This window comes from Nitrososphaera viennensis EN76, assembly GCF_000698785.1.
Classification (GTDB): Archaea; Thermoproteota; Nitrososphaeria; order Nitrososphaerales; family Nitrososphaeraceae; genus Nitrososphaera; species Nitrososphaera viennensis.
In genome coordinates this window covers 2,376,979-2,397,765 of the sequence record NZ_CP007536.1, presented here as the reverse complement: position 1 = coordinate 2,397,765, position 20,787 = coordinate 2,376,979, and the positions used below count along the sequence as shown (strand labels likewise).

The 20,787-nt window shown below is 54.7% G+C and carries 26 protein-coding genes; 12 read left to right on the top strand and 14 right to left on the bottom strand.

Annotated features, from left to right (window positions below; translation table 11 throughout):
• Positions 1 to 108: 108 nt before the first annotated feature.
• The 5 genes from NVIE_RS13670 to NVIE_RS13650 are packed head-to-tail and all read left to right on the top strand — an operon-like array spanning position 109 to position 4,367.
• Positions 109 to 324 carry a hypothetical protein gene (locus NVIE_RS13670; protein ID WP_075055749.1) on the top strand — a complete coding sequence of 72 codons (216 nt, stop codon included), beginning with the start codon at positions 109 to 111 and terminating at the stop codon, positions 322 to 324.
• A 42-nt stretch (positions 325 to 366) separates the two neighbouring features.
• Positions 367 to 1,290 carry a methylmalonyl Co-A mutase-associated GTPase MeaB gene (gene meaB, locus NVIE_RS13665; RefSeq protein WP_075056225.1) on the top strand — a complete coding sequence of 308 codons (924 nt, stop codon included), beginning with the start codon at positions 367 to 369 and terminating at the stop codon, positions 1,288 to 1,290.
• 20 nt (positions 1,291 to 1,310) lie between these two features.
• The gene (locus tag NVIE_RS13660) at positions 1,311 to 2,918 is read left to right on the top strand and encodes an acyl-CoA mutase large subunit family protein (protein ID WP_075055748.1); all 1,608 of its coding nucleotides are present in this window, start codon (positions 1,311 to 1,313) and stop codon (positions 2,916 to 2,918) included.
• A gap of 38 nt (positions 2,919 to 2,956) precedes the next feature.
• A complete protein-coding gene (gene mce, locus NVIE_RS13655; RefSeq protein WP_075055747.1) occupies positions 2,957 to 3,373 on the top strand; it encodes a methylmalonyl-CoA epimerase in 417 nt (138 codons plus the stop codon).
• A 37-nt stretch (positions 3,374 to 3,410) separates the two neighbouring features.
• On the top strand, positions 3,411 to 4,367 hold the full coding sequence (locus tag NVIE_RS13650) for an asparagine synthase C-terminal domain-containing protein (protein WP_075055746.1): 957 nt from the start codon (positions 3,411 to 3,413) through the stop codon (positions 4,365 to 4,367).
• Here NVIE_RS13650 and NVIE_RS13645 read toward each other — a convergent pair.
• The gene (locus NVIE_RS13645; RefSeq protein ID WP_075055745.1) at positions 4,359 to 4,499 is read right to left on the bottom strand and encodes a YHS domain-containing protein; all 141 of its coding nucleotides are present in this window, start codon (positions 4,497 to 4,499) and stop codon (positions 4,359 to 4,361) included. The genes NVIE_RS13650 and NVIE_RS13645 overlap by 9 nt on opposite strands.
• 197 nt (positions 4,500 to 4,696) lie before the next feature.
• Here NVIE_RS13645 and NVIE_RS13640 point away from each other — a divergent pair, with 197 nt between their 5' ends.
• From NVIE_RS13640 to NVIE_RS13630, 3 genes are read left to right on the top strand one after another with little or no spacing between them, the layout of a single operon-like run.
• Positions 4,697 to 5,374 carry an ABC transporter ATP-binding protein gene (locus tag NVIE_RS13640; RefSeq protein ID WP_075055744.1) on the top strand — a complete coding sequence of 226 codons (678 nt, stop codon included), beginning with the start codon at positions 4,697 to 4,699 and terminating at the stop codon, positions 5,372 to 5,374.
• Positions 5,371 to 7,170 (top strand): COG1361 S-layer family protein, encoded by a 1,800-nt coding sequence (locus NVIE_RS13635; protein WP_075055743.1) that lies wholly within the window; start codon positions 5,371 to 5,373, stop codon positions 7,168 to 7,170. Before NVIE_RS13640 ends, NVIE_RS13635 begins: the two co-directional genes overlap by 4 nt.
• Positions 7,167 to 8,417, top strand: a complete 1,251-nt coding sequence (locus NVIE_RS13630) for an ABC transporter permease (RefSeq protein WP_075055742.1) — start codon at positions 7,167 to 7,169, stop codon at positions 8,415 to 8,417. The genes NVIE_RS13635 and NVIE_RS13630 overlap by 4 nt, the downstream gene beginning before the upstream one ends.
• Positions 8,418 to 8,432: 15 nt before the next feature.
• On the opposite strand, the gene NVIE_RS15665 is transcribed toward NVIE_RS13630, so the two are convergent.
• From NVIE_RS15665 to NVIE_RS13620, 3 genes are all read right to left on the bottom strand, one after another.
• Positions 8,433 to 8,570 carry a hypothetical protein gene (locus NVIE_RS15665; RefSeq protein WP_158385124.1) on the bottom strand — a complete coding sequence of 46 codons (138 nt, stop codon included), beginning with the start codon at positions 8,568 to 8,570 and terminating at the stop codon, positions 8,433 to 8,435.
• A 109-nt stretch (positions 8,571 to 8,679) separates the two neighbouring features.
• On the bottom strand, positions 8,680 to 9,243 hold the full coding sequence (locus NVIE_RS13625) for a methane monooxygenase/ammonia monooxygenase subunit C (RefSeq protein WP_075055741.1): 564 nt from the start codon (positions 9,241 to 9,243) through the stop codon (positions 8,680 to 8,682).
• A 402-nt stretch (positions 9,244 to 9,645) separates the two neighbouring features.
• Positions 9,646 to 10,401: a metallophosphoesterase family protein gene (locus NVIE_RS13620; protein WP_075056224.1), complete on the bottom strand. Its 756-nt coding sequence runs from the start codon at positions 10,399 to 10,401 to the stop codon at positions 9,646 to 9,648.
• Positions 10,402 to 10,495: 94 nt separating this feature from the next.
• On the opposite strand from NVIE_RS13620, the gene NVIE_RS13615 reads away from it, so the two are divergent.
• Together NVIE_RS13615 and NVIE_RS13610 are read left to right on the top strand one after the other, a co-directional pair.
• On the top strand, positions 10,496 to 11,059 hold the full coding sequence (locus NVIE_RS13615) for a hypothetical protein (protein ID WP_075055740.1): 564 nt from the start codon (positions 10,496 to 10,498) through the stop codon (positions 11,057 to 11,059).
• Positions 11,060 to 11,117: 58 nt separating this feature from the next.
• The gene (locus tag NVIE_RS13610; protein WP_075055739.1) at positions 11,118 to 12,146 is read left to right on the top strand and encodes an isocitrate/isopropylmalate dehydrogenase family protein; all 1,029 of its coding nucleotides are present in this window, start codon (positions 11,118 to 11,120) and stop codon (positions 12,144 to 12,146) included.
• On the opposite strand, the gene NVIE_RS13605 is transcribed toward NVIE_RS13610, so the two are convergent.
• The 6 genes from NVIE_RS13605 to radA all read right to left on the bottom strand — a co-directional run bounded on the left by NVIE_RS13605 (position 12,136) and on the right by radA (position 15,729).
• Positions 12,136 to 12,651 (bottom strand): methyltransferase, encoded by a 516-nt coding sequence (locus NVIE_RS13605; RefSeq protein ID WP_075055738.1) that lies wholly within the window; start codon positions 12,649 to 12,651, stop codon positions 12,136 to 12,138. The two genes, NVIE_RS13610 and NVIE_RS13605, sit on opposite strands and share 11 nt — an antisense overlap.
• A 1-nt stretch (position 12,652) precedes the next feature.
• On the bottom strand, positions 12,653 to 13,372 hold the full coding sequence (locus tag NVIE_RS13600) for a ribosomal RNA small subunit methyltransferase A (protein WP_075055737.1): 720 nt from the start codon (positions 13,370 to 13,372) through the stop codon (positions 12,653 to 12,655).
• The gene (locus NVIE_RS13595) at positions 13,373 to 13,999 is read right to left on the bottom strand and encodes a DUF655 domain-containing protein (protein ID WP_075055736.1); all 627 of its coding nucleotides are present in this window, start codon (positions 13,997 to 13,999) and stop codon (positions 13,373 to 13,375) included.
• A gap of 41 nt (positions 14,000 to 14,040) precedes the next feature.
• A complete protein-coding gene (locus NVIE_RS13590; protein ID WP_075055735.1) occupies positions 14,041 to 14,373 on the bottom strand; it encodes an RNA polymerase Rpb4 in 333 nt (110 codons plus the stop codon).
• Positions 14,370 to 14,669 carry a hypothetical protein gene (locus NVIE_RS13585; protein ID WP_075055734.1) on the bottom strand — a complete coding sequence of 100 codons (300 nt, stop codon included), beginning with the start codon at positions 14,667 to 14,669 and terminating at the stop codon, positions 14,370 to 14,372. The genes NVIE_RS13590 and NVIE_RS13585 overlap by 4 nt, the downstream gene beginning before the upstream one ends.
• A 76-nt stretch (positions 14,670 to 14,745) precedes the next feature.
• The gene (gene radA / locus NVIE_RS13580; protein WP_075055733.1) at positions 14,746 to 15,729 is read right to left on the bottom strand and encodes a DNA repair and recombination protein RadA; all 984 of its coding nucleotides are present in this window, start codon (positions 15,727 to 15,729) and stop codon (positions 14,746 to 14,748) included.
• Positions 15,730 to 15,843: 114 nt separating this feature from the next.
• Here radA and NVIE_RS13575 point away from each other — a divergent pair, with 114 nt between their 5' ends.
• The gene (locus NVIE_RS13575; protein WP_227717395.1) at positions 15,844 to 16,401 is read left to right on the top strand and encodes a methane monooxygenase/ammonia monooxygenase subunit B; all 558 of its coding nucleotides are present in this window, start codon (positions 15,844 to 15,846) and stop codon (positions 16,399 to 16,401) included.
• A gap of 107 nt (positions 16,402 to 16,508) precedes the next feature.
• On the top strand, positions 16,509 to 17,135 hold the full coding sequence (locus tag NVIE_RS13570; protein ID WP_227717394.1) for an HD domain-containing protein: 627 nt from the start codon (positions 16,509 to 16,511) through the stop codon (positions 17,133 to 17,135).
• Here NVIE_RS13570 and NVIE_RS13565 read toward each other — a convergent pair.
• The 4 genes from NVIE_RS13565 to NVIE_RS13550 all read right to left on the bottom strand — a co-directional run bounded on the left by NVIE_RS13565 (position 17,132) and on the right by NVIE_RS13550 (position 20,750).
• A complete protein-coding gene (locus NVIE_RS13565; RefSeq protein WP_075055732.1) occupies positions 17,132 to 17,434 on the bottom strand; it encodes a hypothetical protein in 303 nt (100 codons plus the stop codon). The two genes, NVIE_RS13570 and NVIE_RS13565, sit on opposite strands and share 4 nt — an antisense overlap.
• A gap of 48 nt (positions 17,435 to 17,482) precedes the next feature.
• Positions 17,483 to 19,165, bottom strand: coding sequence for a B12-binding domain-containing radical SAM protein (locus NVIE_RS13560; protein ID WP_075055731.1), 1,683 nt, complete (start codon positions 19,163 to 19,165; stop codon positions 17,483 to 17,485).
• A 135-nt stretch (positions 19,166 to 19,300) separates the two neighbouring features.
• Complete coding sequence (locus NVIE_RS13555; protein WP_158435255.1) at positions 19,301 to 20,548, bottom strand: dihydroorotate dehydrogenase; 1,248 nt, start codon at positions 20,546 to 20,548, stop codon at positions 19,301 to 19,303.
• Positions 20,526 to 20,750 carry a hypothetical protein gene (locus tag NVIE_RS13550; protein ID WP_075055729.1) on the bottom strand — a complete coding sequence of 75 codons (225 nt, stop codon included), beginning with the start codon at positions 20,748 to 20,750 and terminating at the stop codon, positions 20,526 to 20,528. The genes NVIE_RS13555 and NVIE_RS13550 overlap by 23 nt, the downstream gene beginning before the upstream one ends.
• Between the last annotated feature and the right edge of the window lie 37 nt (positions 20,751 to 20,787).

Here is a 20,787-nt window from a genome sequence, read left to right as displayed (position 1 = left end):
CACCTGCTATGCAGTTTTTCCGCTTAAAATATTTATTCACTGCAAATGCGATTAATAAAGCCTGCCGTTTAGAAGCCATATATAATAAAGATGCAATAATTACATTGCATGGCTTCTTCAAAAGTAGAGGTCGAGAGCGTAAAGAGGCAGGTGGACATCTACAAGCAGCTGAAAAAATCCGTTGATGCCCAGGACCTCGCTTCGTACGACAAGGTCGACATGTACAAGCAGATGCGCAAGCAGTTGCATGCCAGCATGAAGCGCTACCACAGGGAAGGAAAAGGCGACCTTGCCAAGATTATCTCCCAGTCGCTGACTGCATGATGATTTGTTAAGGATATATAATATTCAGTACCCAGCTTGTCCGTGCTTCCCATAGTAAAAGGCCTCATGCAGGGCGACAGGCGCTCCCTCGCAAGGGCAATTTCAATCGTTGATAACCACGAGCCCGAGTCGAGGCAGATAATCAAAGAGATTTTCGAGAGGACGGGCAAGGCGCGCACCGTCGGCTTTACCGGGCCGGGAGGCGCAGGCAAGAGCTCGCTTTTGGGCCGGCTGATACCGGAGTGCCAGGCGCTTGGCCACAAGGTTGCCGTCCTGGCGGTGGACCCGACAAGCCCTATAACGGGAGGCGCCATACTCGGCGACAGGGTGAGGATGCTTGGAAGCCTCGATGATGAGAAAGTGTTCATGAGGAGCATGGCGTCAAGGGGCGCGGTGGGAGGGGTGTCAAAGTCGCTCCGGAACGCAATCAGGGTGCTTGACGCCGCCGGCTATGACCTTATTCTGGTAGAAAGCGTGGGCGCAGGCCAGCTTGAAATAGAGATAACCAAGGTAGTCGATCTGACGGTCGTGCTGTTTACGCCAAACACGGGCGACAACGTACAGGCAGTCAAGGCAGGGCTGACAGAGGTGGGAGACATTTACGTCGTCAACAAGGCCGACATCGACGGCGCAGGCCCGCTGTACAACATCCTTGTCGACATGATAGGCGACACCGAGCGCAGGCCTCCCATATTGAAGACGTCTGCCAAGACGGGCAAGGGTGTCAGGGAACTAGCGCAGCATATTGACAAGTTGCTAGAGGAAAGAAGCATTAATTATAAAGTACGCGAGAGGAAGATGCTAGAGGACGAGTTGAAAAACATGGTTTCAGACATTGTCTCGCAAAAGGTCGCTTCCATGCTAAAGGAGAACAAAAAATATTCAGCTTTTATAGACAAGCTTGCCAAGAAGGAGATAGACCCGTACATGGCTGCAGACAAGGTTGCTGCAAGCCTCTTCAAGTAGGCGAGGAGAGAAAAGAAGAGATGGCAAAAACAGCAGAGAACGCGGCAACAACGAGCAAAAAAAAGATAGTAACCGACTCTAACATCCCAGTCAAGCGCGTGTACAAAAAGGCCGACATCAAGGGCCTCAAGGACGAGGATCCTGGCAAGTACCCGTTTACGCGCGGCTTGTATCCTGACATGTACCGCGAGCGCGTCTGGACCATGCGCCAGTACAGCGGCTTTGGAAGCGCAGATGAAACAAACAAGCGCTTCAAGTTCCTGCTTGACAAGGGGCAGACAGGATTGTCATTGGCGTTTGACCTCCCGACCCAGACTGGCAGGGACTCGGACCATCCAATGTCAGAGGGCGAGGTAGGCAGGACAGGCGTTGCAATCAGTTCGATAAAGGATATGATGACCTGCTTTGAGGGCATACCGCTCGACAAGGTCAGCACGTCGATGACCATCAACTCGACTGCGTCGACGCTGCTATCGCTGTACATCACGGTCGCCGAGTCGCAGGGAGTAAAACCCGACCAGCTTCGGGGCACGACGCAGAACGACATACTGAAAGAGTATATCGCAAGAAACACGTACATCTACCCGCCCAAGCCCTCGATGCGCCTCATAGGCGACATGATAGAATATTGCTCAAAAAAGGTGCCGCAGTGGTACCCCGTAAGCATCTCCGGCTACCACATACGCGAGGCAGGCTCTAACGCGGTGCAGGAGCTGGCGTTCACGTTTGCCGACGCCATCGAGTACATCGAGACGTGCACGGCAAGGGGCCTCAAGGTCGACGACTTTGCGCCGAGGCTGTCGTTCTTTTTCTGCTGCACGATGGAGTTCTTTGAGGAAATTGCCAAGTTCAGGGCCGCGCGCAGGATATACGCCAGGATAATGAAGGAGAGGTTCCACGCAAGGAGCGCCAAGTCGCAGCATTTGCGCTTCCACGTCCAGACCTCCGGCGAATCGCTGACGGCGCAGCAGGTGGACAACAACATCGTACGGGTCGCGACAGAGGCCATGGCCGCGGTGCTCGGCGGCTGCCAGTCGCTCCACACAAACTCGCGTGACGAAGCCCTTGCGCTCCCGACAGAGCAGTCTGCCAAGGTGGCGCTTCGCACGCAGCAGATAATCGCAAGCGAGACGGGCGCGATAAAGACTGTTGACCCGCTGGCCGGCTCGTACTACGTCGAGCGGCTAACAAGCGAGATCGAAGAGCAGGTGTGGAAGTACCTAAAGCGCATCGACAGGATGGGAGGCGCAATGGCGGCAATCGAAAAGGGCTTTTTCCAGGAGGAGATCCGCAACAACGCCTACCGCCTGAAAAGAGAGATCGACGAAAACAGCAGAATCATTGTTGGCGTCAACAAGTACCAGGACGCCCATGACGTCGAGCCAGCGCTCAACAGGATTGACCCGGAGATAGAGAAGAAGCAGCTGGCTAGGCTGAAGGAGTTCAAGGCAGGCCGCGACATGGCAAAGGTAAACGCGGCGCTTGCGACTCTGCAAGAGAACGCGGAAAAGGAGGAGAACCTCATGCCACACATCATCAACTGCGTCAAGAGCTACACCACGCTTGGCGAGATAAGCGACACCCTGCGCGGAGTCTTTGGCAGGTACGAGCCCAAGATCTCGTTCTAAGATGAGATTAATAAGACGGAGGCATGAAGTAGAGGCATATGCGCGTAGACCACATCGCCATCGCGGTCAACAACGTCGATGAGGCCCTGAAGAACTACCAAAAGATTCTCAACGTCGACCACCTCGAGATCGAGACCGTCCCCAACGAAAAGGTCAAGGTTGCGATGCTCATGCTCGAAGACACGAGGATAGAGCTCATGGAGCCAACGTCCCCGGACAGCCCGATATCCAAGTTCCTGCAAGAACGCGGCGAGGGCATACACCATATCGCCATAACCGCCGACGACATCGTCAAGGATGTCAACAGGGCCAAGTCGCAGGGCATGAGGATGCTGGGCGACCTGCGCACCGGCTCGTACGGAAGGCGCATCACGTTCATCCATCCAAAATCGCTCAACGGCGTGTTGACAGAGTTCTGCGAGGCGCCACCGGCTGACGACCATAACTCAGAGTAAGGGCTAATACCCCTCTTCCCTTTTCCATATTTGCAGATTGGACTGCAATGATCTTGTACAGAGGCTTGCAAAAGCGGTAGAGAAAAACCGCGCCGACGCGCTCTTGCTGTCAGGCGGGCTTGACAGCGCGATCATTGCAAGCATCCTAAAGCCCCAGTATTGCGTGACTGCAGCCCTTGGCAAGGACGCGCCGGACCTTGCGTACGCCCGGCAGGTTGCGCAAAAGTACTGCAATGTCCATTCAGAGGCTATATTCGGCCCGGAAAAAATGGTCGAGTTTATAGACACTGTGGTACAGGTTTTCAGGACGTTTGACCCGATAGAGGTGCGCAATTCGTGCGTCGCGCTTGCAGCACTAGAGCGCGCCAAGGAAGACGGCCACCGCGCCGTGGTGACGGGCGACGGGGGCGACGAACTGTTTGCAGGGTACAACTATTTGTCGCGCTATTACGGCGACGTGGAAAGACTTGAGCAAGAGCTTGCGCGCCTGTGGCAAGTGATGCATTTTTCCTCAAGGGCGCTTGGCGAAAAGGTGGGCGTCGAGGTAAGGACGCCATTCCTTGACAGCGAGTTTGCAGAATACGCCAAGTCTGTGCCTGCAAGCGAAAAGGCGGGCGAGCGCGACGGAGAAAAGTGGGGCAAGTTTGTCCTGCGTAGATGCTTTGAGCGCGACCTTGGGGCGCTTGCGTGGCGCAAAAAGATGGCCCAGGAGCAGGGCGCCGGCACCGACCTGTTCTACAGGTACATCGAGGACATGATAGACGACTCTACTTATGCAAATAGAGCCAGAATCGCGCTCTCAGAAGGCGTGAAACTGAGGAGCAAAGAGCACCTGCACTATTACGCAATGTTCCGCAGCTACAACCCGCCTCCAAAAGAGGAAACAAGAAAAGGATGCAGCAGGCGCTGCCCGGAATGCGGCGGCTGTTTCGAGTGGGCAGGAAAATTCTGCAGGACGTGCGGCGCGTTTCCCGTGACGCCCGTGTCACTTTGAGTACTTGCCAGGCTTTTTGACGAATATGCGCTTGCATCCTTCGCAGCAGAAAAAGTACGTCTTGCCGTTGTGTTCGTGAGAGACCGCAAGTTCCTGGTCCATCTCGATTCCGCACACGGGATCGACTGGCATATTCTTTTTACGGCATCTTGCGCTCCAAAAGTGTATTTATTGTTTTGGAAAAGGGTTCACATAGCAGGTAGGAAAAAACTGACTGACCAGTCAGTTATCTTTATTTACCCCGAACATCTCTCTATAAATAATTGGACACCACTAGAGAGCCCACTTTGGATAACGCAAGTTCTGACAGCCAATCAGCAGCAGTCGTCATGAAGGTAGACAATGTTACCAAGGTCTTTGATTCTGCGGCAGGAAGGGTCGCGGCCCTTCGCGGCGTCAATCTTTCTATCAAGAGGGGCGAGTTTGTAGCCATAGTCGGCCCCTCCGGAAGCGGCAAGTCGACGCTCCTCAACATAATCGGCGCGCTCGACAAGCCGACGGCGGGCAAGGTCTACATAAACGGCATAGACGTCTTTGCGCTTGCAGACTCGGAAATAGCCACCATGAGGAACCACCTCATCGGATTCATCTTCCAGTCGTACAACCTGATAAACAGGACCACGGTCCTGAAAAACGTCGAGCTCCCCGGAATCCTTTCAGGCATGGCAGGCAGCGAGCGCCAGAGGAGGGCGGAAAAGCTGCTTGAGGTGCTTGGGATCGGCAACAAGGCCGGCTTCAAGCCGGTCAACCTTTCCGGCGGCCAGCAGCAGAGGGTCGCCATCGCAAGGTCGCTCATGAACGACCCTGCGATAATCCTTGCAGACGAGCCGACTGGAAACCTTGACACCAAGACGGGAAACGAGGTGTTTGACCTGCTAAAGATGCTCTCAAGCAAGTTCAGGCGGACCATAGTTATGGTCACGCACAACCCCGAGCTGGCGGAGGCCTGCGACAGAGCGATATACATCCGCGACGGCAGGGTTGAAAAGGAGGTAGTGAACAATTGAAAAAGCACTTTGTTCCGGCCACAATAATAGTAATAGTAGTAGTAGCAATGCTGCCTGGTGCCCCGCTTGGGGCCTTTGCACAGCTTAGCGAGTCAGAGATAGTAAACGCCAACCTGAGCGGGCCGGTGTTCCTTGACGCTTTCTGGACAGACAGGACCACGGCGCCTCCGGCAGGCACCCCGCTTTCAAAAGTCGAAGTCGCGCCGGGAGACGGCTCATCCGTCCTTGCAGTGACGCTCGTCAACAGAGGGTTTTCTGACATAACCTCCGTGACAGGGACGCTTTCGCTCCCATCAGGGTTCACCTCTTCTTCCAGGTCAAACCAGGCAGTCGCGACGTACAACGGCATAGTCACGGCAGGCAACACGTTCACGCTCTTTTTCCAGGTAAACGTTTCCAACAATGCGCCAATCCAGGATTACAGCGCCAACCTCAAGGTAGAGTATTCTAGGATACTCGAGGCAGGCATGCCAAGGACAGCGGACGTCAGCGTCCCGTTCAAGTTGACAGGCAAGGTCATCCTTGACGCTTCGTCAGAAGGCGGAGTCGCGCCGGGAACCTCGGGCAAGGCGGCCATAAAGATAACAAATACGGGAAGCGCGCCGGCCACGGGAGTCGTGGTAACCGTCCCAGGCTCGTCCGGCGTCAACCCCACCACTCAGCAGGCGTCGCTTGTGGCAGTCGGCCAAAAGTCGTTTGAGATTGGAACGATCGCTCCAGGAAACTCTGCCACGATAGAGCCGGTGCTGTACGCCAGCAACTCTGCAGGCGAGACGCTCCAGACAATCCCTCTCCAGATAGAGTACGGCAACACGTACGGCGAGAAAAAGAACTCGACGGTGCCGGTGGGCCTCATCGTCCTGCCTACGTCTGCAAGCTCGCCCCTGAGCGTGACGCCTGTCGGCAACTCGTCCATAATAATGACCGCAGGCAAGATAACCGACCTGAAGGTGTCGCTTGCAAACAACGGCGACCAGCAGCTGTCAGACGTGGTGGCTTCCATAAGCTCAACTGCAGAGCAGATCAAGATCCTCGGCAAGACCAGCTGGACGGTAGGCGACCTTGCGCCGGGTGCAAGCCAAGAGATATCGACGCAGGTGTTTTCGTCGACTGACATGATAGGCAAGGCGGCTACCTTTACGCTCACGGTCCAGCGCATATCGGCAGGGCAGCCAGAGATAGAGACATTTGACGTCGGCACGTACGTCGATGGCGAGATAAGCGTCAAGGCTTACGAGATAGGCATAACCTACATCGGTGGCGTGCCCAACATAACTGGCAACCTCCTCAACGAAGGAAACGTGCTTGCGCTCTTTACCACGGTCGAAGTAACAGGCGCAGAGGGACTTGTCAACTCGCTTCCGCCGCAGCAGTACCTTGGCGACCTGACGGAAAACTCGCCCCTTCCATTCAGCATACCAATTGACGTTTCCAGCAACACGGGCGCAGGGACGTACCCCGTGGAATTAAGGGTGCAGTACAAGGACAGCCTGAGGGAGCAGCATACGCTTGACATCAAGGCCAACGTCAACTTTGTGCCCGAGGCCCCGGCTGAAAACACAGAGCAGACGCAGGCTGCCGGCTCGATGATGATGATAGGCGTCATTGCAGGTATAATCGCGGCAGCCGTTATTGCAGTGGTGGCAATACGCATGAGGAAAAAGTCGAAACTAAAGCGCACCCTCCAGTTCAGCAAGCAGAACGGCGACAACAAGGGCGACGACATCGAGTCAGTGCTAGACAGCCACTTTGGCAGTAGCAACAAGAAAGAAGAAGAGCGCGCGAGCAAAAAATGAACATAAAGGAAATCTTTGCACTGTCCATCGACGCGCTGAGGGAGCGCAAGACAAGGTCTGCTCTCACGATAATGATGGTGGTTGTGGGAAGCTCGCTGATGGTCGCGCTAAACGGCATGACCGCCGGCTTTTCCAACTTTATCAGCTTCCAGTTCAGCAAGCTTGCGCCAAACATACTGTTCGTGACAAGCGCGCAGGCCGACAGCAGCGGAGACCCGTTCGGCGGAGGGCCGCCGCCTGTGCCAAAGATAACGCTTAACGAGGCCGTGGTGAGCAGGATACGCTCGCTCCCGTTCGTAAGCGACGTCATCCCGTCGTACCAGGGTGCCATAACGCTTGAGGCAGGGGGCAGAAAGCACGACACGACAGTGTTTTCAATCGATCCGCAAAAGCTGTACGTGATAGCCCCTACCACGACGTTCTTTGAGGGCTCTAGCATCCGTCAGAACGACCCCTCTGCGATAATCCTGTCAGAGAGGGTGGCAAACCCGCCCGGCGACTCGACCCCGTTTGCGGTGGTGGGCCAGACGCTCCGGGCCACGTACACGTTTGTCGACCCTGACACGGGCAAGCAGGAAAAAGAGACGAGGAGCTTTGTGGTGTCGGGCATCATGAAGGCCACCGGCAATCCGACCATAGACAACGCGGTAGTGTTCAACCGCATAGCCGGCAACCAGATGCTCCACAAGGCAGGCAAGTACGACGCGCTCTTGGTGGCGGCAGACTCGGGCGACTTTGTAGACACGGTCGAGCAGCAAATCCGCCGGCTATACGGCAAGGACATCGGCATCACCACTCCAAAGGCCATACTTGAGACCATACAGCAGTTCATTGGCGGCTTTAGCTCGTTTACCACCAGCATCGCGCTGGTAGCGCTCCTGGTGGGCGCAGTGGGCATCATCACCACGCTTTACACGTCAGTCACGGAGCGCATCAGGGAGATAGGCACGATGAAGGCCATAGGCGCGCAGAACAGCTTTATCCTGGTGCTGTTTCTAGTCGAGGCACTGACCATCGGGGTCATTGGCGCTACGGCAGGCATGGGCGTCGGAGTCATGGGAGGTTACGTGCTCATCGCAGGCTTTGCATCGCAGGACCCAAGCTCGCAGAACATGACGCCGGTGTTCCTGCCGCAGGACATGGGTACCGTGTGGGGGCTTTCAGTAGGACTGTCGGTGCTTGCCGGCATGTATCCTGCATGGCGCGCTTCAAGGACAGCCCCGATAGTGGCGCTAAGGCGCGAGTAGCCAAAGCCGTCATCGTCAGTATTTCTGCCACGGCCTTGCGTGCTTGGTCATGTGGCAGGCCTCCGAGCAGAAATAGTCGTTGCACATGTAGCAGAACACGGGGTAGTCCTGCGTCTTTTTCCCACAGGCTCCGCACGTTGCAGACATGTCCATGGCAGTAATTAATACGCAGAAGGGATACTTGTGCTTTACAAGAAGAAAAATTGAAAAGAAAAAAGGCAGTCTGGACCTTGCGGTCCAGATAGAGTCGAGAATCCCCCGCTTATGGGATTGACCTGCTGTACAGCTTGCCTTCCAGCGCTAGCTTGTACAACTCTGCTACATACGGGTTCTTTGCTGGTGTTTCTGCACCCAGTTCCACCAGTCTGGCGTACACTCTGACGACATAGGCCAGAGCGCCCATGAATGCCACTACGACACCCATGTTGAACATCCAGTGGTTCGGAACGGAGAAGATTTCTTCCACGAACCAGAAGTGCCACATCTCGTTGACACCGATTGTGAACATCGTGGCAAGGTAGCCAATGATGGTCAGTTTCAGACCGGTGTTCATCGAGTTGCCTGGACCTCTGAGTATCGGGACTCTTCTGTCATAGATTGCCACCATACCCCAGCCGACAGGGAGAGCCACGAAGTGGCTGTACAGCCACCAGTGGGCCGGCGTGAAGGCCGAGTCTCTGATTGCAGTCTGGTGCAGCGAGCCATCGACGAAGTTGTCGACTTCGACGGAGGCTGCGATAGAACCGAGCATGATCACCATGATGTAGATCTTTTTCAGTCTTTGGATCTCGACTTCCTTCGGGATCAGTGCTGGCATCTGCGCCATGGTTTACCATGTAGATCATAGACTATATTAACCTGTATTTCAAAAATCGATAGTTAACTATAATAGAACATGTTCAAGACGACCGATATTACAGAAATTATTAAATCCAAAAAATAAAAAGATATAATTCTAATCTAGAATAAAGACTAAGCATTTATGATTATCAATGACGATAATCTTTTCATCTCCCATCTGAAAATCGTCAAGAGAAGCAGGGCAGGCAGCCAGACTGCACCCTTGTTGTACGCGTGCCGCTATTTTGGCTTTGCCTCAATCCCCAGCAGGTGCGAAAAGCAAGTGCCAAGTGTATAGCAGTGGCAGCTCAGTCAAATGCCTTCTCTTCATCGTATCAGGATTAACTCTGAATCTTCACAGCTGCCAACCAAGCTTGGGACGCCCGCATTAATAATCGTGTTTTTCTTCAAGGAACGGCTTGTACATCTCTACCAAGTCTGAAAGCGGAAAGCGCTTTTTGCCCACTATTTTGATGTCGACACTCACCTTGTGATTCTCTATTTCGATGATGTTGTACGAGTTTTCAAAGAATCCGCGGAACCTGCTTGAGGAGGCAGTTCCGGCATAGCCGATCTCAAGGGATCCGAGCTTCCACACCCACGGCCGGTGCTTGTGCCCGCACAGGACGAGGTTCACCTTTGACTGGAGGCACGTCCTGAGCGTGTCGCCGGCGTCAAGGATGAGGATCTTGTCGGTGCCTGTGTCTGGTATCCCCACGAGGTGGTGGTGCATTGCGACTATCTTGACCTTGTCTGCGTATTTTGCAAGAGTCTTTTCCATCCACAGGTTCTGCCGGTAGCCCACTTCTCCCTCGTCCCTGTCGGGCCTTGCGGTGCCAAGCGTCAGTATGACTGCGTCGCCAAACTCGTAGACGTGCTTGGTTGGAAAGAATTTCTTGAACAGCAAGTAGCCCGTGTGCCTGTAGTCGTGGTTGCCTGCGATGACGATGATGTTTGGGCACTCGAACCGCTTTATTTCACTGCGCGCCTTTTCAAACTGCGGCAGTATGCCCTCGTCGGTGAGGTCGCCGGTGATTATGATTGCATCCGGCTTGAGCTTGTTCACTTCATCGACTACGGTGTCAAATGCCTGCTGCACAAAGAGGCTGCCGACGTGGATGTCAGATAGCTGGACAAGGCGCATCTTCTGCATATTTTGCAGCCCGCACTATATAACGCTGCCAGTAGTAAAAGCAATGTTATATTAACGCCTCCAAATAGTTAGTAGGACAGCGGCGATGCCAAAGCGCAAGATAAAGGAGGAAAAGCCGAAAAAGAGGCTTGGCAAGAAGGAGATGCTGATAATCCCCATCATAATGGGCGGCGCCACCCTCGTTGCGCTTTTGGCGACCCAGTTGTTCCCTCCGCCAGACCCTACCGAGGTATGCCTGAAGAACCACAACGTCGAGACGTTCCAGCTTTTCCCGAGGGTCGAGGTAATAGTCGATGGCCAGACCATGCAGCTGCCTGACAACGTTGGCAAGCAGCCCAAGGACGGCCAGGAATGCCTGCGCCCCATACACACTGACAAGGTCGGAAACGAAGTACATATAGAGTACATCAGGCCGGTGAGGTTGTCGATGGCCGACTTTATGCGCGTCTACTCGTATGACAACAGCACGATAACCGTGGTCAACAACTCGACAGGCACAAACGTCGAGCAGGTGATTACCCTGAACGACTATAACATCCAGTACTCGTACTTTTCTGAAAAGAACGAGTTTACCAGCGTACCTGATCTAAAGAGCATGCCTGCATTTACAAACGAGATGGTCGTGAGGGCAGAGCTCACCCACAAGTAATAGTGGCAATAGTAAGTAGGATTAAATAGGAAAGCGCGAGCTCCCGCTTTGATTCGATTTGGCTAAAAAGACTACCGCTGCTATAATCAGAGGCGACGGGACCGGCCCGGAGCTCGTAAACGCGATGGTCAAGGTCCTGAAGGCGTGCAACACAAAGATAGAGCTCGTCCAGTGCGACGCCGGCTCTGAATGGTGGGAGAAAAACGGCGGCAATTCGTATATTTCGCCTGAGGTGTGGAAGCTCCTTGAAGACTCGGACGCCTGCTTCAAGGGCCCGACCACCACGGTCCCCGTGCCAAACGCGCCAAGGAGCGTGGCAGTCAGCATCAGGCAAAAGTTCCAGCTTTACGGCAACCTGCGCCCGATAAAGACGTACGCCAACGCCGAAAAGCAGCTTGACTTTATCTGCGTCCGCGAAGCGACGGAGGGCCTGTACGCGGGGATCGAGTTCAAGACAAGCGACGATTCTGCGATCGCGATCCGCAAGACGACAAGGAAGGGATGCGACCGCATTGCAAGAAAGGCTTTTGAGGTCGCCAAGGACTATGGCTGGAAAAAAGTCGTCGCAATCACAAAGCGCAACATCCTGAAGGAGACTGACGGCATATTCTGGTCGTCGATTGAAAACGCGGGCAAGGGCTTTAAGGGAATAGAGTACGAGGAATACTATATCGACAACATGACGCAGCAGCTGGTCAAGAACCCGGAGCGCTTTAACAAGAACGTGCTTGTCAGCACCAACCTGTTCATGGACGTAATATCCGAATGCGCGTCCGGAAACGTCGGCTCCATCGGCAACGTCTACTCTGGCAACTACGGCGACGACTATGCGATGTTCGAGCCGGCGCACGGCTCCGCCCCGAAATACGCGGGCAAGGACAAGGTCAATCCTGTAGCAACAATATTGTCGGGCGCGTGGATGGCAGACTACCTTGGCGAGCGCGAAATCTGCAAGGCGATATTCAAGGCCACGGAGGACGTCATCAACGAGAACAAGTACGTGACCTACGACCTTGGAGGCACGGCGTCGCTGTCCAAGATGGCAGACCAGATAGCCACAAGGGCGGCAAAACTGCTCAAAAAGTAAGCTCTACTGCATAAAGGCGCTCGTAAAAAAGCGCCTTTTCCCCGACCACCCTTTTCTTTAGCTTTTTCTCCTGCACGAATTTGTCCAGCGCGGTCGAGTTTGCAAGCGACGACACTATTACAAGCATCTTGCCTTCTTTTTCTGACAGGAGCGGGAGCGCCGACTCGATAAAGTGAATAGTTGTTTCTATGCCAGCGAGACCGCCGTGCACCGTTGCGTCTGCCTGCGGGTCGCCGGGCAGGTACGGCGGGTTTGCAACCACGAGGTCGAACTTGCCACGGAGTGCGGACGCCGCGTCGCAGCATACGAGCATCACGCCTTCTTCTTTTCCCCTGCAATACGCAAGCGATGCAAGGTCGATGTCTGTTCCCACCACGTTCTTGAAATTTGAAAGGAGCGACTGCGCGACCGCGCCCGAGCCGACGCCCATCTCGAGGGCCCACGTGCCGCGGTACTGCTTTGTGCATTCCATCAAAAAGAGCGTGTCTTCTGCAGGCACGTACATGTCATGCGATCATCCCTGATGCAAGCGCGATTATCTGCGCCGGTACCAGCTGGTCCACGCGCCTGTCGCCAAAGTCCATTTGGATACCAAGTTTTGCAGCAACGGTCGACGCGCGCTTGTTGCGCTGCGAAAACAGCCTGTTGATGTTCTTTACAGTCTCCCGGGTTATCGAGTGTTTCAGGGTTGCCCGGATGACCGTAGACTCGACCAGCGGCGGAGGATTGAAGCACTCTTTTCCGACATCGAACAGCTTCTCCAAATGAAAGCAATAGGAGGCAATTGCAGATATTGCCCTGTAATTCGAGTCGCCGGGTTTTGCCAGCAGCTTCTCTGCAAACTCTTTTTGCACCATCACTATTGCGCGGTCAAATTTCCTTGCGGCAAGCCATTCAAACGCGTCACGGCTTTTGGAATACGGCAGGTTTGAGACAAACACGTCAAAAAGCTGCTCGTCGCGCTTGAACAGGTCCGCGTTTACGAATTCCAGATTAGAAGAGGCAAGCTTTGCCTTGGCATGAATGTAAAGCTCCCTGTCGACCTCGTACGACACGACCTTCTTGGCGTGCCTGCACAGCTCTTCAGTCAGGATGCCGCTGCCCGTTCCTGCCTCGCACACCGTCTCGCCCTTGCCTATGGCAGACGCATCTACTATCCTGGCAAGCACCCTGCGGTCGGCAAGGAAATGCTGTCCCAGTGCCTGCGTCTTGGTGCGCCTTGGCAATTACTTTCTGACGAAAAGGTTCATCCGGGCTTGGCCCATTATCTCTTCGATTATCCTCTTGGCCACGAGCTTTGCCGGCTCCCTCAGCCCCACGCGGGTCTGCAGGTCTGCAAAGCTCTCAAACTTTTTCTTTTCCCGTTCCTTGATTATCGTCATCATGTAGGTCTTGCCTATGCCCGGTATGAGCTCCAGCGCATGAATCCTCGGAGTTATCGGCTGCGACATGTTGATGTAGTCGACGAACCTCTTTTCGTTTGCCACTACCACTTTTTCCACTATCGCAGGAAGCTCGTTCTTGGCAGACTGCGAGACGTCATTGTAGTCCAGCCTCCCAAGCACGCTCATTATCTTGTTGCGCCCTTCCCGGCCAATATAGAGGCGCTCGCCGACCTCAAAGGTCGAGTTCTGCACGCCCAGCAGCTCTAAAAGTGTCAGGCGCTCCTCGCCTATGGCCTGCACTATGACGCCCTCCCTTCCCCTCACGGTGGCAGACTTGCCCCGGGGAGTGTAGTCCAGAACGTAGGCGTACTCCTCGTATTTCCTCTGGCCGTGGTCGTGGCCCGCTTCGGCTCTTGCCGGCGGCTGCTGGCCTGCGGCTCCGGCGGCTGGATCTTGTGCTGCTGACAAACTGACTCTCTATCCTCCCTATACTGTAGAATAATTGCTATTTAGCCTTGGCTCTCGGGCTTGAGTATGGAGAGCATCTTTTCAAGCGTCTCTGTGAGTATTAGTTTCTTCCACCCAAACGTAAAAGCCCTCAGCTCCTCAAGGGTGGTCGGCATGACGTTTACGACCTCGACTGCCTCTTCCTGAGTAAGGTCGCACTGCTCGACAAGCTGCTTTACCATCTTTGCCGCAGTCTTGGCGTCGGTCTTGGCAAACTTGCCGACATAGTCGGAGGTCCAGCGCTGGATCTGGTCCATGTCGTCGGCCTTGACAGAGTCCAGTATCTCCTTTACCTGCGCGGTCGTGATTATCTCTTTTTTCAGCGTCTCGGTCATTCTGACGACCCCGGAGAGGCCAGAGGCTTGACGTGGTTGAGGCGCGTCTGGAGGATCTTTTCCTTGGAGCCAAACATCACCGACACCTTCAGCGTGCGCTTGCGCACTTCCTTTACTACGCCGATGCGTCCGTGGAAGCGCCTGTGGGGCGTGGTGTCGTGCTCACGGGGGTCAACTTCTACGATAACCTTGTCTCCAACCTTGTAATCGTGAAGGAGGTACGATATGCCCCTGACTACATTGTCCTTTGTCAGGATTGAGCGAGCCTTTCTCCTGGTACCGTGCGATCTTGGCATATTTTCAATACGAAAAGCGTTTTGACCTTAATTTAAGTTATCTGCACGGGTTTTCAAAGGACAAACGACATTATCATCAATTCTCAACGTCGGATATACCCTTGTCGGCAAGCGTGAAGAGCACTTCCCTCTCCGCGTGGTAGGGGCTGTCGACCATCCTTGCTATCCTGTTTTTGCCTGACGAGCGTTTCAGGTATATCCTGTAGGTGCTCGTGTGGGCGACAACGTTGCCGCCAGTAGGCCTTGCCGCATCGCCAAAATACGCATCCGGCGAGGACTGGATCTGGTTCGTGACGACGACTGCCACCTCGTATGTCTCTGCCATGCGTACCAGGATGTGCATGAACTTGTTGAGGCGCTGCTGGCGCTCTGAAAGCGTCGCTCTTCCAAGGAACTCGGCGCGATAGTGCGCCACCGCAGAATCAACGATTACAAGCTTTATTCCCTGCTCCTCTATCACAGGCCCCGTCTCCTCTATTATCAGCTCCTGATGGGCGCTGTTGTACGCCTTGGCAACGACAATGCCCTCAAGCGCCCTGTCAGGGTTTACGCCCCGCGCCCTTGCTATCGAGACAATGCGCTCCGGCCGGAACGTGTTTTCGGTGTCAATATAGATGGCCTTGCCGGAAAGGCCTCCTGCGGTCTTTGGCTGCTGCACCATCACACACAAAGTATGACAAAGCTGAGTTTTTCCAGTGCCAAACTCGCCGTACACCTCCGTGACAGCCTTTGTCTCCACGCCGCCTCCAAGCAGGTCGTCAAAGTTCTTGGCCCCGGTGGATATGCGCTGGCCGCCGGACATCCTCTTTTCATAGAGGCTCGTTGCCGTCACAAAGCTCCTGTCGATGATTCCAAGCTCTTCAAGTGCGATGCGGGCCTTGTTGCACATCTCCACGGCCTCATCCATCTCCATGCCTGTCGCCTCTGCAACGTCCACCGGCCCCCTGACCAGAAGATCCTTTATCGAGCGAAAGCCGGCCTCCTTTAGCCGCTTTTCGGTCGCGGGCCCGATGTCCTCTATGGAGCCAAGCGCAAGCTTGGAGCTCTCTTCGCCTTCCAACGCGGTTTCTCTTGCGCGCCGGCTACTAATTGGTATCGGGCGTGCGAGAAGTGCTTGCTCAAGGGCATAAAAGTATATATCTATGTTCATTCTGGTAAGCCTAAGTAGAGGGATATGATGGAAAGCAAGACGTTGGTCGTGACGGCTCTTGCGACAGTCATGGTACTGTCTGCCGTAATTGCATACATGCCAAGCGCTGACGCGCACGGTGTGCAGGCACAGCTGCAGAGCAGGTTCGTGAGGATTGATAACGAGCAGTTCTCCGACAATACCCTCCAGACAGGCGAAGAGCTAACCGTAAGTGGCCAGTTGAAGAGTTTGGTCAACAGAGACCTCAGAGGATGGCTCTCTCTGTTCAGCGAATCTGAAAACGCTGGCAACAGATGGGAGTTCCTTGCGAGAGACCCACCAGGCAACATATTCGACATCAGAGCAGGTCAAACAGTGGACTACTCAATCACTGTAAAGGCGCTTGAACCAGGCACATATCACGTGCACACACAGCTCAACATTGAGCACATCGGTCCGGGTCTAGGCAGGGGTCAGACTGTGAACGTCACTGGTGACCCAATACTGAAGCCAATTCCGTACAACAACATTGTATACCAATGTATAATCATCGGAGCTGGCCTCGGCATAACCTTCGCTACCAGACCGTGGCAAGTCATCTAAGAGCATATACGCTCCCCCTTCCTTTTTCCTTTTAATTTCTCCTCCACCTACATATTCTACAAGGCAATCGCTTAATACCCAAGCATCCGCACTTGCATGACGTGACGGTGCTTGACGACTTAAGGCTCGAAGCGGAAAAGATGCTTGCCGGCCGCGACCCCGGCCACGATTATTCCCACGTGATTCGCGTCTTCAAGACTGCAGAGCAGATTGGAAGAGAAGAGGGCGCTGACATGGAGGTCCTTCTTGCCGCAGCGCTCTTGCACGACATCATAGTCTACCCGAAAGGCAGCGAGAAAAGGAGCAAGTCGGCAGACGAAAGCGCCGAGCTTGCGCAGAGGATGCTTGCCGCACGCGGCTGGTCCAGAGACAGGATAGAAAAAGTGTCGTACTGCATAAGGACGCACAGCTACTCCAAGAACGTCAACCCGGAGACCCTTGAGGCCAAGATCCTGCAGGACGCAGACAGGCTGGATGCGCTTGGCGCAATAGGCATCGCCCGCACGTTTTCAGTCGGAGGGTCAGAGATGCGCAGGTTCTACAACCCGGAAGACCCGTTCTGCAAAACGGACAGAAAGCCTGAGGACACGCGGTGGACGATTGACCATTTCAAGGCAAAGCTGCTAAAGCTTGAAGAGACCATGCACACCGCCACTGCAAAAAGGGTGGCGCACGAGCGCACGCGCTTTATGGAGGCGTTCCTTTCGCAGCTGGAAAAAGAGATCTATAGCTAGCTGTAATCGACGAAGTACTTGTAGCGCTTTTCCACCTCCTTGTTCTGCCCTGCAAGCACCTTTTCAATTTCAGCTTCAAGCGCCTTTTTTGCATGAGCGCGGAAATTGTCTGCCTCGGGCGTCTTTTGGAAGGTAGAAAGCGTGTACTCAAAGTGGCGCATGAATTCAACCACCTTGGCGCGGTATTCATCCTGCGCGGGCTTTTTCTTTTCTATCTTGAACCATGCAGTCGCGCATGCAGTGGCATAGAGCCGGGCAAGCTCATCAATCAGCCTGTCTATCTCAAAAAAGTCGGCCATGCGCCGGATTTCGGGCCGGCGCCGTATAAATGCAGCAGCTGCTTCTTATTACCAGTAGCTGGCCTTGATCTTTTCTATCACGCGCTCGTGCTCCGGGCCCTTTCTGCGCGCGTACTTTTCCATCGCGGTGAGCGGCACGCCGCCGAGGCTTGACGCAAGGGCGGTAAAGAACATGTTCTTTATCGGGTTGTCGCGGCCCACCTTGCCCATGAATTTCTGTATGCCATGCTTGAAGTTGTGCTGCCAGGTCTTGTACATGACGCCCAGTTTCGCAGGGTCCATCGTGTTGCCAATGTCGTAAAAGTCCGACTTTTCCAAAAGGCCGATTGGCACGAAGGTGAGCGGAGTTACCGTGAACTTGGAGTCCGGCTGCTCGGTTTCCAGCTCGTGGATGAGCCTGATCGTCTCCCAGCTGTCGTCAGGCGTCTCGTCGTTGTCAAGGCCCATGATGAGCGTGAACGCAGGGACCCAGTAATTCTCGTTCAGCGCCTTGACGCCGGTCTTGACCACCCAGTGCCATTCCTCCGGCTTGTACGGGGCAAGCTTGCGGTCGGCGTACTTGCCGATGAGCCTGATGCTCCCGGTCTCAAAGCCGCACTGGATGCCTATGTGGTTGTCCGGGCCCGACCTGATTATCTTTGACACGTTGGGGAGGAGGCGCTCGTCGGCTATTGCGCCGGCAAGCGTCCCGTGCGTCGGGTTGGTGTGCTCGACGCCGGTGGCCATTATGCCCTTGAACAGCTCCTCGATCGCCTCCCTGTTTGGCTGCATGTTCTTTGTCGTCCTCGGGTTGAGGCCGTAGACGAAAATGTCGTCGCTGTGTATCCAGGCGTTTTTCAGCCCTCCGTACTTCATGTTTATCTCTATCTCCTTCTGCACCTTCTCGACAGGGTAGTATCTCAGCGGCCTAAGGGTCACGTCGCAGAACTTGCATCCGCGCCCGCAGCCGCGCATCACCTCTATCATGCCGTGCATGCTCGGGTTGACTATGTTTGGGATTTCCTCGATGGAGGGCTCGTTCCAGTAGTGGATGAACCTGCCGTGGTACGTCCTGTCGCTCCTCACGAACTCTTTAATCTCCACCTTGAACTGGCTCTTCTTGAAGGGGTTTGCCATGTCAAACTCGCCTCCGATGAGGGCGTCAAAGAACGGGCCGGCTGCGCCGTCTATCTCCGGACCGATGCCTCCAAGCTCGCCCTCGACGATGCCATAGAGGTCGTACTCCTCTATCTTGGCAGGGTCGTAGTTGTACTGCCAAGTGCCCGAAGCGCCTGCGATGACCTTGGCCTTGCTCCCCGTCCTCTTTTTGGCAGCGCTGATGCGGTGGTGCAGGTCTGCGTTGTAGAATTCGTCGTATGACTGCTGCTTGCGGCCATAAGTGAATGTCATGGTCACGGGGCCCATGCCGAGAGGGTCCATCTCGTAGGTGCCGACGACCTGCGTCTCAGGGCCGATAAACTGCTCCACATGGTCCGGGTGTGCCACCACGACGTCCTCGCGGGCATAGCCGTCCCTCAAAAGGGCAGCCTCGACCTTTCTCAGACCGTACGGCGCGTAGTTGGCATAACCGTCGGTGTGCTCTATCGGGTTGCAGATAAAGTCAAACAATATCCTTGGCGTGACCTGGTTGCCAAGTATGTGATACCATAACGAGTCATGGCTCCTGTTCATGTCAAGTGCAGGAGCGCAGCCGAAAAACGATGCAAGCGAGATGCCTCTATAAGGCGACATCAGCGTACGATCGGCAGTAAGTACAATCTTTGGGTGCTTTGACAATGCCCTAAATCCCTTTTTAAAGCAAATTAATTGAAGATAAATTAAAAGTTTTCCAACATTCTATTAGGGTGTACAGTGTTGTTAGGGCGCCTACAGTCTGCTGTCCCGCTTCTCGATAAAGCCCTGCAGGGTCTCGCCTGCGAGCTTTTTCTTTAGCGTGTCGTGGATTTCCCGGACGATGCCAAAGCCCTGGAACGTCAATGCCGTGTACAGCTGGACAAGCGTAGCGCCTTTTTGGTACGCCTGCCAAGCGTCCTCGCCGTTCCAGATGCCGCCGCACGCCATTATCGTCAAGTCAGGGAACGCCTTGTGCACGTCCTCCACCATCTGGAGCATATAGGGAAACAGCGGCCGGCCGCTTTCCCCGGCAACGGGCCGGGAAAACTTGGCCGTAAGCGGGCTTGCCCTTGTGTCCACCGGCCTCGTGTTTCCTATCACAACGGCCTGCCCGCCGTTTTCGTAAAACACCTTTATTGACTTCATGCGCGCCTCCTTTTCGTCATCCTTTGGAGGCAGTTCGCTGTAAGGGGCGATCTTGGACGCCTTTATCTTGCCGGGTGGCACGTGCGTGTTCATCAGGTCAATAATCTTTTTCGTGAAATCCGGGCTCTGCAGCACCCTGTTAAAGTCGGTGTTTGGCGACGTCCTGTTTTCCTCAAAGCCAAGGTCAACGTAGGGCGACGTGCGCACCAATATCTCCCTGCACGCATCAAGCACGGCGTCTTCCGTGTACAAGTCGGTGATGCCGGAAAAGTTCAGCAGGATTCGCGCCCTGCCATGCGTTCCCTGCGAGAATTTTTGCAGGTTCCTGACGGTATGCTCCAGACCCTTGTGCGGGTACCCCTGGGCGTTTATTATCGCGCCCCGCTCGTCGTCTACTGCCATGCGCACGGTCCCTTCCGACCTTGGCTTTTGCGGATTTCCGACCCTCGGCTTTAGCAATATGCTTCCAGGGTTCATGTAGCCAAAGACGTACGACATGGGGAGCAGCATGTCGCAGTTCTTGTCAAAGCCGGCGGCAACCCCGACAGGGCTCTTGAGTGCAAGCCCGTTGACAGAAAGCGCAAGCTGCTCGCCAGGGTCAAAATACGACGCGTTTTTCTCAAACTTGCCTGCGAGCTTGCCCAGCCGCTCTTTTGCAATCTCGTGGACGACTTCACCCTGCGCCAGCTCGTCCGTGGCCTTGTAGCGCGAGTAGAGGTACCTGCGGTACAGCTTGAAGAGCGACGGGTCCAGGCTTGCCTTGAAGGTGTCCACAAGCACTGCTGATAGCGACCGGGGGTTCTTTTGCCTGCCTGAATATATGGATATAGGGCTAATGCTGGCTGTCCTTGACAAATTGCCACAGCTGCGACCACAGGCCGTCAAACGAGTGCGCCTCGATGCGGTAGCTGGCAGAGTTGCCGTACTCGTTTGTCACCGTAAGGACGGGCACTCCATTTTCATCATCCGCTATTGAAATAGACTTGCCGGCTAAAGACACGGTGGCGCTTCCTTCCAGCTTGAGCTCCTGCTGCTGTTGCTTCTTTTTCTTGGCCATAGCCCTGCTGGCACGGCAGGATTTTTAAATGCATTTG